The organism is Streptomyces sp. NPDC044061, assembly GCF_056434305.1.
Map to the genome: position 1 here is coordinate 31,943 of NZ_JBWKFL010000019.1, position 16,208 is coordinate 48,150.

General features: G+C 73.3%; 11 protein-coding genes, 1 tRNA gene and 1 pseudogene. 4 read left to right on the forward strand and 9 right to left on the reverse strand.

The window, feature by feature from the left end; genetic code table 11:
• A partial coding sequence (locus AC07CM_RS29145; RefSeq protein ID WP_478879422.1) for a HAMP domain-containing protein occupies positions 1–1,007 on the reverse strand: 1,007 nt, incomplete at its 3' end.
• A 409-nt stretch (positions 1,008–1,416) separates the two neighbouring features.
• On the opposite strand from AC07CM_RS29145, the gene AC07CM_RS29150 reads away from it, so the two are divergent.
• The 3 genes from AC07CM_RS29150 (at position 1,417) to fdh (ending at position 7,007) form a co-directional block, all read left to right on the forward strand.
• Positions 1,417–2,478, forward strand: coding sequence for a 4Fe-4S dicluster domain-containing protein (locus AC07CM_RS29150; protein WP_478879423.1), 1,062 nt, complete (start codon positions 1,417–1,419; stop codon positions 2,476–2,478).
• Between the two features lie 179 nt (positions 2,479–2,657).
• Positions 2,658–3,560 carry an NrfD/PsrC family molybdoenzyme membrane anchor subunit gene (gene nrfD, locus AC07CM_RS29155; RefSeq protein ID WP_478879546.1) on the forward strand — a complete coding sequence of 301 codons (903 nt, stop codon included), beginning with the start codon at positions 2,658–2,660 and terminating at the stop codon, positions 3,558–3,560.
• A gap of 177 nt (positions 3,561–3,737) precedes the next feature.
• On the forward strand, positions 3,738–7,007 hold the full coding sequence (fdh, locus tag AC07CM_RS29160; RefSeq protein ID WP_478879424.1) for a formate dehydrogenase: 3,270 nt from the start codon (positions 3,738–3,740) through the stop codon (positions 7,005–7,007).
• Positions 7,008–7,235: 228 nt separating this feature from the next.
• On the opposite strand, the gene selD is transcribed toward fdh, so the two are convergent.
• Positions 7,236–8,249, reverse strand: a complete 1,014-nt coding sequence (gene selD / locus AC07CM_RS29165; protein WP_478879425.1) for a selenide, water dikinase SelD — start codon at positions 8,247–8,249, stop codon at positions 7,236–7,238.
• A 35-nt stretch (positions 8,250–8,284) separates the two neighbouring features.
• On the opposite strand from selD, the gene AC07CM_RS29170 reads away from it, so the two are divergent.
• A tRNA-Sec gene (locus AC07CM_RS29170) sits at positions 8,285–8,377 on the forward strand.
• Between the two features lie 83 nt (positions 8,378–8,460).
• On the opposite strand, the pseudogene AC07CM_RS29175 reads toward AC07CM_RS29170, so the two are convergent.
• The 7 genes and pseudogenes from AC07CM_RS29175 to AC07CM_RS29205 form a co-directional block, all read right to left on the reverse strand.
• A pseudogene (locus AC07CM_RS29175) lies at positions 8,461–10,155 on the reverse strand (GTP-binding protein); the annotation flags it as partial.
• Between the two features lie 5 nt (positions 10,156–10,160).
• Positions 10,161–11,543 (reverse strand): L-seryl-tRNA(Sec) selenium transferase, encoded by a 1,383-nt coding sequence (gene selA / locus AC07CM_RS29180; protein ID WP_478879426.1) that lies wholly within the window; start codon positions 11,541–11,543, stop codon positions 10,161–10,163.
• 116 nt (positions 11,544–11,659) lie between these two features.
• On the reverse strand, positions 11,660–12,679 hold the full coding sequence (locus AC07CM_RS29185) for an MASE1 domain-containing protein (protein WP_478879427.1): 1,020 nt from the start codon (positions 12,677–12,679) through the stop codon (positions 11,660–11,662).
• Between the two features lie 59 nt (positions 12,680–12,738).
• The gene (locus AC07CM_RS29190) at positions 12,739–13,593 is read right to left on the reverse strand and encodes a PP2C family protein-serine/threonine phosphatase (protein WP_478879428.1); all 855 of its coding nucleotides are present in this window, start codon (positions 13,591–13,593) and stop codon (positions 12,739–12,741) included.
• A 99-nt stretch (positions 13,594–13,692) separates the two neighbouring features.
• Positions 13,693–14,013: a hypothetical protein gene (locus AC07CM_RS29195; protein ID WP_478879429.1), complete on the reverse strand. Its 321-nt coding sequence runs from the start codon at positions 14,011–14,013 to the stop codon at positions 13,693–13,695.
• 99 nt (positions 14,014–14,112) lie between these two features.
• Positions 14,113–14,805, reverse strand: coding sequence for an alpha/beta fold hydrolase (locus AC07CM_RS29200; protein WP_478879430.1), 693 nt, complete (start codon positions 14,803–14,805; stop codon positions 14,113–14,115).
• Positions 14,806–14,901: 96 nt separating this feature from the next.
• Positions 14,902–16,110 carry a hypothetical protein gene (locus AC07CM_RS29205; RefSeq protein WP_478879431.1) on the reverse strand — a complete coding sequence of 403 codons (1,209 nt, stop codon included), beginning with the start codon at positions 16,108–16,110 and terminating at the stop codon, positions 14,902–14,904.
• Between the last annotated feature and the right edge of the window lie 98 nt (positions 16,111–16,208).

Below are 16,208 nucleotides of genomic sequence, written 5' to 3' on the forward strand. Positions count from 1 at the left end.
TCCACCATCGTGTTGATGGTGTTCTTCAGCTCCAGGATCTCGCCCCGCGCGTCCACCGTGATCTTCTGCGACAGATCCCCCTGCGCCACCGCCGTGGCCACCTGGGCGACGTTGCGCACCTGAGCGGTCAGGTTCCCGGCCATGAAGTTGACCGAGTCCGTCAGGTCGCGCCAGGTGCCCTTCACTCCCTTGACGTCCGCCTGGCCGCCGAGGCGCCCCTCGGTCCCCACCTCGCGGGCGACGCGGGTCACCTCGTCCGCGAACGCCGACAGCTGGTCCACCATCGTGTTGATGGTGTTCTTCAGCTCCAGGATCTCGCCCCGCGCGTCCACCGTGATCTTCTGCGACAGATCCCCCTGCGCCACCGCCGTCGTCACCTGGGCGACGTTGCGCACCTGAGCGGTCAGGTTCCCGGCCATGAAGTTGACCGAGTCCGTCAGGTCGCGCCAGACACCGGCGACTCCGGGGACCTGCGCCTGGCCGCCGAGGCGCCCCTCGGTGCCGACCTCGCGGGCGACGCGGGTCACCTCGTCCGCGAACGCCGACAGCTGGTCGACCATCGTGTTGACGGTCTCCTTCAGCTGCAGGATCTCGCCGCGCGCGGGCACGTCGATCTTCTGCGACAGGTCGCCCTTGGCCACGGCGGTGGCGACCTGCGCGATGTCGCGCACCTGGGTGGTGAGGTTGCCCGCCATGGCGTTGACGGAGTCGGTGAGGTCGGCCCAGGTGCCGGAGACCCCCGGTACCTCCGCCTGGCCGCCGAGGGTGCCCTCGGTGCCCACCTCGCGGGCCACTCGGGTCACTTCGGAGGTGAACACCGACAACTGGTCCACCATGCCGTTGAAGACGGTGGCGATGTCCCCCATCAGCCCGCCGGCGTCGTCGGGCAGTCGCGTGCCGAAGTCCCCGTCGCGTACGGCGGTCAGCCCCGCGAGGAGTCTTCTCAGTTCCTGTTCACCCGGGACCGCTTCGGTCGTCCCGGTCGTCCCGGTCGTCCTGCCGGCCATGCGCACCCTCGTTCCGCTCCCCAGGAGCCCTCGCGCGGAGGGCTCGGAACCACAGCCGGGCACACGGCCTGACCCGGCAGAAGAATCAGTGCATTTCCGCAGTTCACGGATTTGCGTGCTGAGAAATACGGGGCAGGCTAACCCACTTTCACGACCGCGGACAAAGCCATGGACCACCCTCGGGCGATGAGGAGACGCCGCGGGTGTGGAGTCCATGAGCCGGGGTACACGGGCGAGTTCGAACACCTCGTGCCCCGTCACCGTACGGCGGCGGTCCGGGCGGCGCGGGCCCGGCCCGCGGACCGTTTCGGGCGAGCGGAGCGAGGGCACCCGTGCCAGGTTCGAACCGGTCACCCGCCGGGCGAGGTACCCGAGGAGGGCGACGAGTCGTGAGTGAGGTGGGTGCGGCATGAGCGGGGACCAGAAGGCCGAGGTAGGCCTCGGCAGTCTGCTGTACGGTCCGCAGCCGGACGTGGCGGGTGCCGCCGGCTACCCGGACGCCCCGCCCAGGATGGGCTTCTTCACCGACACCTCCGTGTGCATCGGCTGCAAGGCCTGCGAGGTGGCCTGCAAGGAGTGGAACGCCATTCCGGAGGACGGGCTGGAGCTGACCGGCATGTCCTACGACAACACGCAGGGGCTCGGCGCCGACACCTGGCGCCATGTGGCCTTCGTCGAGCAGCGCAAGCCGCTCGGCGGACAGGAGCCCGGGGTCGGCCACGAGGCCCCCGAGGGCTACGGGGATCACGAGGACCCGGAGGACATCGACGTGTTCGCCGCGGCCTCCCGCCTCGGCACCGACGCGGCCTCGCCCGGCCCGGGCGCCACCGCTCCCCCGCCCGGCGCGGCCCCGGCGGGAGCCCCGGCCGGGGAGATCTCGCCGGTGTCCCCCGACGGCCGTACCGAGCTGCGCTGGCTGATGTCGTCGGACGTGTGCAAGCACTGCACGCACGCGGCCTGCCTGGACGTGTGTCCCACGGGTGCGCTGTTCCGCACCGAGTTCGGCACGGTCGTCGTCCAGGAGGACGTCTGCAACGGCTGCGGCTACTGCGTGCCGGCCTGCCCGTACGGTGTCATCGACCAGCGCGAGGACGACGGCCGGGTGTGGAAGTGCACCCTGTGCTACGACCGGCTGGGTGTCGGCATGGAGCCGGCCTGCGCCAAGTCCTGCCCGACGGACTCCATCCAGTTCGGTCCCCTTCAGGAGCTGCGCGAGCGGGCTGCGACGCGGGTGGCTCAGCTGCACGCGTCCGGGGTGACCGACGCCCGGCTCTACGGCGAGAACCCGCGGGACGGGGTCGGCGGGGACGGGGCGTTCTTCCTGCTGCTGGACGAGCCGGAGGTCTACGGCCTGCCCCCGGACCCGGTCGTCACCACCCGGGACCTGCCCGCCATGTGGCGGCACGCGGCGCTGGCCGCCGTCACACTCGGCGCGCTGGCCGTCGCCGGCTTCGCGAGGAGGCCTCGATGAGCGGAGACCCGAAGAAGCCGAAGAAGCCGAAGGAGCCTAAGAAGGGGGACAAGCGGGCCGCGGCGAGCGGATCGGACGTCACCCGGGGCGGCGTCGAGGGCGAGCGGCCGGGACGCGAGGCGCCCACGGGAGCGGGTGCCGGGCGTCGCCGGCGCCGGCGCGGCCGGGGCGAGCAACCGATGGTCCCGGACGCGGAGTTCTCGTCGTACTACGGCAGGCCGGTGCTGAACAAGCCGACGTGGAAGCCCCTGGACATCGCCGGGTACCTGTACCTCGGCGGACTGGCGGGGGCTTCCTCGCTGCTGGCGGCCGGAGCCGATCTCACCGGGCGGCCGGCGCTGGCCCGCCCGGCGAAGCTGGGCGCCGCCGGGGCGATATCCCTCTCCCTGGCCGCGCTCGTCCACGACCTGGGCCGCCCGGCCCGCTTCCTGAACATGCTACGGGTCCTCAAGCCCACCTCGCCGATGAGCGTGGGCTCCTGGCTGCTGGCGGGGTACGCCCCGCTGACGCTGGCCGCCGCGGCCACGGATGTCGCGGGCCGTGCTCGGTTCCTGGGCTCGGCCGCCACGGCGGGCGCCGCGGTCCTCGGCCCGGCGGTGGCGACCTATACGGCGGTGCTGATCTCGGACACGGCGGTGCCCTCCTGGCACGAGGGGTACCGGGAGCTGCCGTTCGTCTTCGCGGGCTCAGGTGCCACCGCGGCGGCCGGGCTGGCGCTGGCCGCCGCCCCGGCCGGCCAGGCGGGTCCGGCGCGCCGCATGGCCGTGTTCGGCGCCGCGCTGGAGCTGGGCGCCTTCCGGATGATGAAGCGGCGCATGGGTCTGTCCGCCGAGCCCTATGAGGAGGGCAGGCCGCGCAGGCTGCTGCGAGCGGCGGAGGCGCTGACGGCGGGCGGTGCCGCGCTGGCGGTCCTGTCGGGTCGGCTGCGCGACCGGCGGCCGGCCGCGGTGGCCGGTGCCGCGCTGCTCTCCGGTTCGGCGGCCCTGCGCTTCGGCGTGTTCCACGCCGGGGTGGCCTCGGCCGAGGACCCGAAGTACACGGTCGTACCGCAGCGGGAGCGGCTGAGGGCGCGCGGGCATTGAGGGACGGCCCGCCGGGTGCCCTCGGTGGGGGCGCACCCGGAGTCCCGGCGTCACCGGCACCCGCCCGGGCAGTTTGGCCGGTCCGGGCGGGGGTACTCCGCGCCTCACCGGAGCCGGGGAGGTGCCCTGGTCGCGCCGTGGCGTGAGGCTCGAGAGGCCGGACGGGAGGAGCGAGGCGTGGGCGTACGTACCTGGATCGACTCCTGGCCGGTCTACCGCCAGCTGACGGGGACGGACCCGCTGGGCCGGGGAGCCGCCGCCAGGAGCGGGCGCACCGCGCGGCTCGAGCCCCGGGTCGCCACGGCCGACCGGGTGGTGAAGTCCGTCTGCCCGTACTGCGCGGTGGGCTGCGGGCAGAACGTGTACGTCAAAAACGGCGAGGTCACACAGATCGAGGGCGACCCCGACTCCCCGATCTCGCGCGGCCGTCTGTGCCCCAAGGGCGCGGCCAGCCTCCAGCTGACCACCGGGGACGCCCGCGAGCACCACGTCCTGTACCGCAGGCCGCACGGCAGCGGGTGGGAGCGCCTGGACCTCGACACGGCGATGGACATGATCGCCGACCGGGTGATCGAGGCGCGCCGGGCCGGCTGGGAGTGGGAGGTCGACGAAACCCGCACCCGGCGCACGCTCGGCATCGCGAGCCTGGGCGGGGCGACGCTCGACAACGAAGAGAACTACCTGATCAAGAAGCTGTTCACGGCGCTGGGGGCGATCCAGATCGAGAACCAGGCGCGCGTTTGACACTCCTCCACCGTTCCCGGTCTGGGAACCTCGTTCGGACGGGGCGGCGCGACCACCTTCCAGCAGGACCTGCAGAACGCCGACTGCGTCGTCATCCAGGGCTCGAACATGGCCGAGTGCCATCCGGTCGGGTTCCAGTGGGTGATGGAGGCCAAGGCCCGCGGTGCGAAGGTGATCCACGTCGATCCGCGGTTCACCCGCACCAGCGCGCTCGCCGACGTGCACGTGCCGCTGCGCGCGGGCTCGGACATCGCCTTCCTCGGCGGGATCGTCCGCTACGTCCTGCAGCGGGAGAAGTACTTCCGTGACTACGTGGTGGCTTACACCAACGCTTCGGTGATCCTCCGGGAGGACTTCCGCGACACCGAGGACCTGGACGGCGTCTTCTCCGGCCTGGATCCCGACACGCGCAGCTACGACAACGCCGGCTGGCAGTACGAGGGCACCGAGATGCAGGCGGCCTCGGGCGAGCGCGACCTGGAGTACGAGGAGCGCACCGGGGGCGGCAGCACGGTGACCGAGGCCGCGCGGGGCGAGGCCCACGGCTCGGGCGGCGCGGACATCGGGGAGGGCGAGCCGGAGCGGGACGAGACGCTCACCCATCCGCGCTGCGTCTTCCAGGTGCTCAAGCGGCACTACGACCGCTACACGCCCGAAGTCGTGGAGGAGACCTGCGGGGTGCCGCAGGAGCTGTTCCGTCAGGTGTGCGAGCTGGTGACGGAGAACTCCGGGCGCGACCGGACCACGGCGTTCGCGTACGCGGTGGGCTGGACGCAGCACACGGTGGGCGTGCAGTACATCAGGGCGGCCGCCGTGCTGCAGACGCTGCTCGGCAACATCGGCCGTCCGGGCGGCGGCATCCTGGCGCTGCGCGGGCACGCGTCCATCCAGGGCTCGACGGACATCCCGACGCTGTTCAACCTGCTGCCGGGCTACATCCCGATGCCGCACGCCCACCAGAACCAGGACCTGGACGCCTTCGTACGGGCCGAGGCGGCCCGCAAGGGCTACTGGGGCAACATGCGCGCCTATCTGGTGAGCCTGCTCAAGGCGTACTGGGGTGAGGCGGCGACGGCGGAGAACGACTTCTGCTTCGACTACCTGCCCCGGCTGACCGGCTCGCACTCCGCGTACGAGACGGCGATGGCCCAGCTGGAGGGCGTCTGCAAGGGCTACTTCCTCGTCGGCGAGAACCCTGCGGTCGGCAACGCCAACTCCAAGCTGATGCGCCTCGGCATGGCCAACCTGGACTGGCTGGTGGTCCGGGACTTCTCCCTGATCGAGTCGGCGACCTGGTGGAAGGACGGCCCCGAGATCGAGACCGGCGAGCTGCGCACGGAGGACGTCCGCACCGAGGTGTTCTTCCTGCCGGCCGCCGCGCACACCGAGAAGGAGGGCAGCTTCACCAACACCCAGCGGCTGCTGCAGTGGCACCACCAGGCGGTCGAGCCGCCCGGGGAGGCGCGCAGCGACCTGTGGTTCACCTACCACCTCGGGCGGATCATCCGGGAGAAGCTGGCCGGGTCCGGTGACGAGATGGACCGGCCGGTCCTCGACCTCGCCTGGGACTACCCGACGAAGGGCGAGCACGCGGAACCGGACGCGGAGGCCGTGCTGGCCGAGATCAACGGCCGCGGCGCCGACGGCGGTCCGCTCTCCTCCTACGAACAGCTGGAAGCCGACGGCTCCACGACGTGCGGCTGCTGGATCTACTGCGGTGTCTACGCCGACGGCGTCAACCAGGCAGCCCGCCGCAAGCCGGGAGCGGAGCAGGACTGGGTGGCGGCCGAGTGGGCGTGGGCCTGGCCGGCCAACCGCCGCATCCTGTATAACCGCGCCTCGGCGGACCCGGAGGGCAGGCCGTGGAGCGAGCGGAAGGCGCTGGTGTGGTGGGACCCGGACAAGGGTGAGCGCGGCGAGTGGTCCGGGCACGACGTGCCCGACTTCAAGAAGGACAAGGCGCCCGATCACCAGCCACCGGAGGACGCGACGGGCCCGGAGGCCCTGTCCGGCCGCGACCCGTTCATCATGCAGGCCGACGGCAAGGCCTGGCTGTACGTGCCGTCCGGGCTCACGGACGGACCGCTGCCCACGCACTACGAGCCCCAGGACTCGCCGTTCCCGAACCTGCTGTACACACAACAGCGCAACCCTGTACGGCAGTTGATCCCCTCGCGACCCGACAACCGCTATCAGCCGAGTGGCACCGAACCCGGCTCGGAGGTTTTCCCGTACGTGGCCACCACCTACCGGCTCACCGAGCACCACACCGCGGGCGGCATGTCCCGCTGGCAGCCGTACCTCGCGGAACTGCAGCCGGAGTTCTTCTGCGAGGTGTCGCCGGAGCTGGCGGCCGAGCGGGGCCTGGAGCACACGGGCTGGGCGACGATCGTCAGCGCTCGTGCGGTGATCGAGGCGCGGGTGCTGGTCACCGACCGGATGGCTCCGCTGAGGGTGCAGGGGCGGACCCTGCACCAGGTGGGCCTGCCGTACCACTGGGGCCCGAACGGCTACAGCACCGGTGACGCGGCCAACGAGCTGATGCACCTGTCCCTGGACCCGAACACCCACATCCAGGAGACGAAGGCGTTCGCCGTCGACATCCGTCCGGGCCGCCGGCCCCGGGGCCCGGCGTCGCTGGAACTGGTGCGGGCGTACCGGGCACGGGCGGGCATCGACGCGACGACCGGAACCGAGCCCTGACCCGGCTCAGGGCCTTTCTTTCGGATCCGGCCGGCTCGGAGCGGCGGCGCCTTGTGTCCGGCCCGAGCGGGGTCTGGTGGGTGCAGCTGCAAGGCGGAGGAGGGCGTCGACGCGATGGGGGTGCCCCCGTGCGAGTGAAGCCGAGCGTGGGGGAGTCGGCAACCGACGACAACGCGGCGGATGCGCGTGCCAGACCCCGCGCCCCCGGCAAGATCCGAAAGAGGGGCCCTAGCGGAGCACGATCGAGTGGGCGCCGCGCGGCACGAGTTCCCCGACCACCGGCGCCCCGGGCACCTCTCCGGCCACGAGGAGCCCGCCCGAGGTCTGGGCGTCGGCCAGCAGCAGGCGGGTGTCCGCGTCCGTGCTCCCGAAGTCGGTGAAGGGCGCGACCCACTCCAGGTTGCGCCGGGTGCCGCCGCTGACGTACCCGTCCCGTACGGCCTCCCGGGCGCCGTCCAGGTAGGGCACGGCGGCGGTGTCGACCACGGCGGTCACGTCCGACGCCCGGGCGAGCTTGTGCAGATGGCCGAGGAGGCCGAAGCCGGTGACGTCCGTGGCGCAGTTGGCCCCGCCGGCCAGGGCGGCGGCGGAGGCGTCGCGGTTGAGGGCCGTCATCGCGGCGATGGCCTGCTCGAAGCGCTCCCCCGTGGCCTTGTGCCGGTTGTTCAGCACACCGAGGCCGAGCGGCTTGGTCAGCGACAGCGGCACACCGGGCCGGCCCGCGTCGTTGCGCAGCAGCCGTCCGGGATCGGCGAGGCCGGTGACGGCCATGCCGTACTTCGGTTCCGGGTCGTCCACGCTGTGCCCGCCGCCGACGTGGCAGCCCGCCTCGGTGGCGATGTCGAGGCCGCCGCGCAGCACCTCGCGGGCCAGCTCGAAGGGGAGCCGGTCGCGGGGCCAGGCGAGCAGGTTGACCGCGAGGACGGGCCGGCCGCCCATCGCGTACACGTCGGAGAGGGCGTTGGCGGCGGCGATGCGCCCCCAGTCGTAGGGATCGTCGACGACGGGCGTGAAGAAGTCGGCGGTGCAGACGAGGGCCGTGCCCGTCTGCCCGGGGAGCGTGACGACGGCCGCGTCGTCACCGGTGGCGAGTCCCACCAGCAGCGGGGTGTCGCCGCCGGGCAGTGGCGCGCCGAGGCCGCTGACCACCTCCTCCAGTTCACCGGGCGGGATCTTGCAGGCGCAGCCGCCCCCGTGGGCGAACTGTGTGAGGCGTACGGACGCCTCGCGGGTCGGTGTCATACGTGTCTCCTGGGGCACTAGCCTGGGCGAGCGGTGGAGGCGTGTGGGTGCCTGGTGGCCCTCCCGGTCTTCAAAACCGAGGTGCCCGAGGATCTCGGGCAGGCGGGTTCGATTCCCGTCCGCCTCCGCTCCCCGGCTCGGGCCGGCAGCGGCGGCGCTGGTCGTCGACGCGTTCCGTGTACCCCTGGGCGTCGAGGTGCTCCAGCAGCGGTACGGCCACCCGGCGGGTGGTGTCCAGCGCCCGCCGTGCCTCGCTGAGCGTGAACGGCTGCGGCAGCCCGCGCAGTACGGCGGCGGCCTCGGTGTCCGCGCCGGGCAGCAGGACGATGCCGTCGGCGATGCGCAGCAGGGCACCGGCGGACACGGCGGCGGCCAACGCCTTGCGGGTGAGCCCCAGTCGGGTCAGACGGTCGGCCTCGGGCGCCCGGAACGGCGTACGCGCCAGGTCGCGGCGTACGGCGTCCACGGCCGCCTGGACGGGCGGGGGCAGGGTGGGCCGGAGGGTGTCCTTCGGGTACAACCGGCCCTGTCGGCTGCGCAGTCGAGGAGCGCTCCGGGCGAGCGCGTCCACCAGGGCGCGGTCGGGGAGGCCCAGCAGACGGCGGGCCGCCTCGGCGGGCAGGCCGGGTTCCAGCGGGTGGTCACGGGCGTGCCGGTCGGCCTCGCCGGCCAGCCGGTCCCGCAGGCCCGTCCAGTACGTCTCGTCGGCCAGCCAGTCCCCGGCGACGGGTGCGGCCGGGGGCGCGGCGCCCATGGCGAGCAGGTCGGCCCGCCGGATCAGTCTGCGCCGGCGCAGCTCGGCGGCGCCGTCGGGGCGGCCGGTCATGGCGGCCAGCTCGGCCGCGCGGGCCCGGCCGGCGCCGCGCCGGGTGAGCCGGGGCGGCCGTACGTCGAGGACGGTGACGCCGCAGGGCGTGCGGCTGCCGCCGGGCTCGCGCAGCACCGCGCGGTCGCCGATCCGCAGGGGCAGCGCCCGGTTCAGGGTGAGCCGCGCGGTGTCCTCGCCGAGCGGGCGGACGGTCACCGGGACGGCAGCCGTGCCGATGTGCAGGGTGACCGAGCGGGGCAGGTCGGCGGCCGGCTCCCCGGTGACCCGGACGTCGATCAGCTCGGTGAGCAGCCAGCGGTCCGGGGTGAGCAGCACCTGGCCGCGCCGCAGGCGGCTGTCCCCCGGTCCGTGCACGTTGACGGCCACCCGGGCCACCCCGCCGACCTCCGTCCGCTCCTCGTGCAGGCTCTGCAGCCCGCGCACCCGCAGGGGTTCCGGCCCGTCGCCGGTGACCAGCCGGTCGCCGACGCGCAGGGTGCCGGCGCCGAGAGTGCCGGTCACCACGGTGCCGTGGCCGCGCACGGTGAACGCCCGGTCGAGCCACAGCCGTACGTCGGCTTCGGTGTCCGGGGCGGGCAATCGGTCGGCGAGCAGCCCGAGTTCGCGACGCAGTTCGTCCAGACCCCGGCCGGTGACGGCGCTCACCGCGACGGACGGCACCTTGCCCAGCGAGGTGGCGGCCAGGCGTTCGACGGCGGCGGCGCGTACGGGTTCGGGGTCGGCCAGGTCGCTGCGGGTCACCGCGAGGACGGCGTGCCGCACGCCGAGGGCGTCCAGGATGGCCAGGTGTTCCTCGGACTGGGGCTGCCAGCCCTGGTCGGCGGCGACCACGAACAGCACCGCGGGGACCGGCCCGACGCCGGCCAGCATGGTGGCGACGAACCGCTCGTGCCCCGGTACGTCCACGAAGGCGAGGTGTTCGCCGTCCGGGCCGAGTCCGGTCCAGACGAAGCCGAGGTCGAGGGTGAGGCCCCGGCGGCGCTCCTCCTCGTAGCGGTCGGGCTCCATGCCGGTGAGCGCCCGCACCAGGGCGGACTTGCCGTGGTCGACGTGGCCGGCGGTGGCGAGGACCCGCATGGCGCCTACCCTTCCGCGGCCGGGCGGGCCGTCCGGACGGCCTCGGCCAGCCGCTCGTCGTCCTCGGGCGGCACGGCTCGCAGGTCGAGCAGGCAGCGCCCCGCCTCCAGCCGGCCGACGACGGGCATCCGGCCGGTACGCAGGGCGGCGGCGTAGGACGCGGGCAGGGACAGCGCGGCGCTGGGCAGCGTGACGCCGGGGGCCCCTCCCCCGCCGACGGTGGCGGCGCTGGTGACGGCACGGGCGTCCATGCCGTCGGCCGTGAGGGCGGTGGCGAGGCCGTCGGCGCGTTGCCTGAGCCCGGCCGGGTCGGCGGCGAGGGCGGCCTCGGTCGGGGCGGGCGGTCCGGTGAGCGTGGCCTCCAGGGCGGCCAGGGTGAGCTTGTCGACGCGCAGCGCGCGGGCCAGTGGATGCCGGGCGAGGGTGCGGATCAGGTCGTCCGTGCCCAGCAGGAGCCCGCACTGGGGGCCGCCGAGCAGCTTGTCGCCGCTCGCGGTGACCAGGGCGGCGCCGGCGCGCAGCTGGGTGTCGGCGTCCGGTTCGTCGGGCAGCGCGGGATGCGGGGCGAGCAGTCCGGAGCCGATGTCGACGACGACGGGGACGCCCAGCCCGGCCAGCTCGCCGACCTCGGCGGCCCGGGTGAAGCCGGTGATCCGGAAGTTGGAGGGGTGCACCTTCAGCACGAAGCCGGTGTCGGGCCCGAGCGCGTCGGCGTAGTCGGCGGTGGTGGTCCGGTTGGTCGTGCCGACCTCGCGGAGCCGGGCGCCGGTGGAGACGAGCAGGTCGGGCAGGCGGAAGCCGTCCCCGATCTCCACCATCTCCCCGCGACTGATGACGATCTCCCGGCCGGCCGCGAGCGCGGTGGCGGCCAGTACCAGCGCGGCGGCGCCGTTGTTGACGACGTGCGCGGCCGCTGCGGCGGGCACGCGGTCGCGCAGCGCGGCCAGCGCGGAGCGGCCGCGGCGGGCCCGTACTCCGCTCGCCAGGTCGAGTTCGACGTCCGTGGGTCCGGCGGCCGCCGCCACGGCGCGGCGGGCCGCCGCCGACAGCGGAGCCCGGCCGAGGTTGGTGTGCAGCAGTACGCCGGTGGCGTTGATCACGGGGCGCAGTCCGCCGGCCGTGCCGGGCAGCAGCGCGACCGCCGTGTCCACCACGCCCTCGGGCGCGACGGTCCCCTCGCGTGCCTGTTGCTGTGCCTGCCGGATCGCGGCCTTGACCACGCGCTCGCCCAGCCGGTGCGCCGCCGCGGCCAGCCGGGGCTCGCGCAGGAGCGCGTCGGTCCGCGGGATCCTGCGGCGCACGTCGGTGCCGGGGCCCGGGTGCCCTGTCGGATCGGCGGGGTCGGGCCCGGGTACCGCGGTCTCCCGGCCCCCTCTTCCCACTGCCACGCGCTGTTCCATGGCGCCCCTGTCCCGTCGGCCCGGCCCTGTGCCCGTACGGCACCGCTCATCGTCTCCCAGTGCCCCCGGCCGACGGTTCGACACGCCGTGTCCCGTGCGGGGAGTCAGCCAGGCCCCGGGCCCGGGGTGCCGCCGGGTCGCGGCCGGTTCTCGGGGGGAGGGAACGCTCGAAGCGGTGGTGGCTCACCGGCGGTCAGGTGTTCCAGGACCTCCACCAGTTCCTGGCAGGCCCGCTCGACGGACCGCCGGGTGTTGCGCTGTTCGGTTATCACGGCCGACAGCAGCAGCGCGGTCAGGGCCATCGCACCGTTGAAGGCCTGGAGTTTCGCCATGACCTCTATCCGGCTCAGCCCGGCGAAGGCGCCCACCCCGTCTGTCGCGGCGACGGTGGCCAGCACGGAGGTGATCAGCGCGCAGAGCATGCTGCCCGCCAGCTCGAAGCGCAGGGCGCCCCAGATGATGAGCGGATAGACGAGGAAGAGCAGGCTGATCGAGCTGTAGGCGGCGAGCGGTACGACGCAGCAGGCCACGACGGCCAGCGCGGTGGCCTCCTTCCAGCGGGTCAGGGGCGGCGGCCAGCGGGTCCTGTACAGCAACAGCAGGACCGGAGTGACGATCAGCACGCCCATCGCGTCCCCCACCCACCAGGCCAGCCAGACGGCCCAGAAGCCGTGGGCCGCGAGCTTGTCGGTGAACACGAGAAGGCCCACGCCGATGGTCGAACTGATCAGCATGGCGGAGAGCGCGCCCAGGAAGACCAGGGCGAGGCCGTCGCGCAAGCGGCTGAGGTCGGGGCGGAAGCCCGACCGTTGCAGCAGCAGTGCCGCGCACACCGGTGCGGCGGTGTTGCCGACCAGGAAGCCGAGCACGTCGACGTTGGGGCTCGTGAGGGACAGGATGGCGAAGAACGCCCCGATCGCGATACCGGGCCAGCAAGCCAGGCCGAAGACCAGCAGGGCGGCGACGGCGACGCCGGTCGGCGGCCAGATGGGGGTGACCACGGCGCCCTCGACGACGAGCCGGCGCAGGAGTCCGAGCCGGCCCGCCGCGTAGTAGCAGGCGGCGACGGCCAGCACCTGGACGGCGTATCCGCCCGGCCGACGCAGCTCCACGAAACCCACCACGACAGCAATCTCACACCGATGGCCCGCCGACGGCGAGGCGAGGGGCGGTCCGTCCGCCTCTATGGCTGAACACCGGCCCCGTCCAGACCCGTGGCGCAGGGCCCGTCGAGGCCCACGACGAGGACGGCCGCGTCGTCCTCGTGCCCCACGCTCTCCGCGCACTTGATCACGGCTGCGGCCAGCGAGTGCGCCTCCAGGCCGGCGACGGCCGCGATGCCCGCGAGCCGCACCACCTGGTCGAGCCCGTCCTCGATGCTCAGCGAGGGACCCTCCACCACACCGTCGGTGAGCAGGACGAACACCCCTCCGGTGGTCAGGCGGTGCCGGGTCACCGGGTACCGCATGCCCTTGTCGATGCCGAGCGGGGGCCCGCCCTCGTCGTCGACGACGCCGGACTTTCCGTCCGCCGTGGCCCAGACGAAGGGGATGTGCCCGGCCCGCGCGCTCTCCAGCACGCCCGTGGCCGGGTCGAGCCGCATGAAGGTGCAGGTGGCGAACAGCTCGCTGCCCAGCGAGAGCAGCAGCTCGTTGGTCCGGCCGAGGAGTTCGCCCGGCTCGCCGGTGACCGAGGCGAGGGCGCGCAGCCCTGCGCGGACCTGGCCCATGAAGGCGGCCGCCTCGATGTTGTGGCCCTGTACGTCGCCTATGGACAGCCCCATACGGCCGTCGGGCAGGGCGAACGCGTCGTACCAGTCGCCGCCCACGTTGAGGCCGTAGGTGGCGGGCGTGTACCGCACCGCCAGGTGCAGGCCGGGGGCGGCGGGCAGGTCCCGGGGCAGCATCCCGCGCTGCAGCGCGATGGCCAGCTCGACCTGGGTGCGCTGCTGCTCCGCGCGCTCGCGTGCCTGGGCGGTGAGCGACCCGAGTCTGACCAGCAGCTCGTCGCCCTCGTCCGTGAGGCGCTTGCGGGGCATCGATTACTTCCGACCGAGAGTTACCTTTCGCGGCAAATGCCTAGATTTTACCTATATCGGATAGTTCTGCCCCAGGGGGAGTAGTCACCCGCGGCACCGTCAGCCGATCCCCGAATCGATGCCGGTGATCACCGCGGGGCCCAGCGGTGCGGTCCTCTCGTCCAGCCCCGCGTCGCGCAGGGCGGAGTCCGCGAGCCGGCGGGCCTCCTCCTCGGCGTGCGGTCCGGTGTCCGCCTCGACGGTCAGGCGGAGGGTGAAGGTGTTGTCCTCGTTGACGCTCAGCACGTCCAGGTCCTCGCTGCTGCCCATCCGCGTGGTGTGCGGATCGACCGGCCTGAGCGCCCGGCTCAGCACCGCTCGGGTGTCGGCCCCGACCCCCGCGGTGAAGGTACCGGGCACGGTGATGACGTAGGTCGTCATGACGATCCTTTCCTCGGGCGTCTGACGCCTACCCCGATTCAGGACCTTCGCACAGCACGGCGCGCCGGCCGGGACCGCGCCCGTGCGCGCGCCCCGTTGCTAGATCCATCCGTCCAGGGCTGTCATGAACCCGTCGAAGTCGTCCCGGTAGAGGGTGTGCCCGGCCCCCGGGACGCTGCGGATCTCGAAACCCGTCCGGGTCAGCCGGCCCGCGAGGTCGGGGGACACGAGGGCGCTGGAGTCGGCCAGTACCACCAGGGAGGGCACCACCGGGCGCGCCGGGGTCCTGCTGACCGCGTAGGCATCGGCGAGGGCGTGGGCGGTCGCGGGGTCCCAGGCGGCGAGCGTGGCCAGCTCGACGTCCACGTCGGCCTCTTCCCACCGGGGGTTGAAGCCCGTGATCATCGCGCGGGTCGCGTTCTTGAAGTCCGCGAAGAAGGAGGCGGCAGCGGTGACGTTCGCGGCCAGTTCCCAGGCCGGGTCGCAGTACACGGCCCGGTTCGGTGCCAGCCGCTCGACTGCGAGGGCCAGCGCCATGGCACCGAGCGAGTGACCGATCGCCAACTCCGGTTTCCTGGGCAGGGTTTCCACCAGGTCTTCGGCCCAGATCTCGGCACCGTACTCCCCCCGGCCGCTCGCGCCGTGCCCGCGCAGATCCACACCGACGACCCGGTAGCCCTTGTCCGCCAGGGCCGGTGCGACCCGGCGCCAGGTCCTGTGGTCGGACATGATCCCGTGCACCAGGACGGCGACTCGGTCTCCGGTCCCCCACTCGCGGGTGTGCAGCTTCATCAACACGCCTCTCTCGTCCGGACTCTGCAGGATCTTTTCACTGAACTGACGCCGGATCCAGCCGTGTCGGGCGGTGCAGTGGCGCAGCGGTGCGGCTCACAGGGGCGAGTGGGCCACCACGGTCACATAGGCGCCGTACAGCAGGGACACCACACCCAGGGCGCCGCCGACGAGCAGCGCCTGGGCCGGCCGCACCCGCCAGGCGCGGGCGAAGGCGCGCGCCGGAGGGATCAGCAGGGGGAAGACAGGCAGCAGGAAGCGCGGCTTGGACGAGAACGAGCCGGAGCCGCCGACCACGAGCAGCACCAGCACTCCCGCGAAGACCACCAGGGCCAGCGGAGCACGGTCCAGACAGAGCAGCCCGAAGAGCACGACGCCGGTCAGGACGATCATCAGGGCCGCCGGATAGACGAAGCCGCCGCCGTGCAGGAGCAGGGCCTTGAGGAAGCGCAGGGCGCCGGCCCCGAAGTCGAAGCGCGAGTCCCACCCCTGCTGCACCCGGAAGTAGCCCCCGAGCAGGTCACCGGTCTGCTCCCCCACCCAGAGCACGTAGCCGAGCCAGCCCAGCGGGGCGACGAGGGCGCCCGCCCACAGGTCCGCCGGCACGCGGCCGCGCTGCCGCAGCACCTCCTGCGCCGCGGCGAGACCGACGGCCGCCGCCACCGCGAACCCGGTCGGCCGGGACAGACCCGCGAGCGCGGCCAGTGAACCGGCCCACAGCCAGCGGCCCTTGAGCACGCAGTACAGGGACCAGACGGCGAGGGCGGCGAAGAGCGACTCGGTGTAGGCGATGGTCAGCTCGACGGCGTGCGGCAGTACGGCCCACAGGCCGACCAGGGCGGTGGCGACCGCACGTCCGTACAGGTGGTGACCGAGGACGTAGATGCCGTACGCGGCCGCACCGGCGGCCGTCCAGGCGATCAGCAGCGCGGCCTCGCCCGGGGTGAGCGGGAGGACCGTGGTCAGGGCGCGGACGAGTCCCGGATAGAGCGGGAAGAACGCCCAGTCGGCCTGTACTCCGCCGCTCTGGCTGATCCAGATGAGGTGCCCGTATCCGTGTGTGGCGATGTGCAGGTACCAGCGGGAGTCCCAGGAGTGGGCGAGGCTCCTGACCAGGGGATGTCCGGTGAGGTGGTTGGTGACGATCACGACGGCGAGTCCGGCGAGCCGGACCGCCGCGAAGAGCGCCAGGGCGGGCAGTGCGCCTCGGGGAATCCGGTGCCGGGCGATGAGGGGCAGTAAGGGCCGGCGCAGCGGACGCGAGGGGGCGGCCGGCTCGGGCCGGGGTACGGAGGACGTGCTCACGGTCCGACCTTGGTCACACCTCTGTGGGCACGCAATCCACGACCCGGGTTTCTTACGGTCTTCCACCCTGATTCAGGAATCGGGTGGGCCCTCGCCCC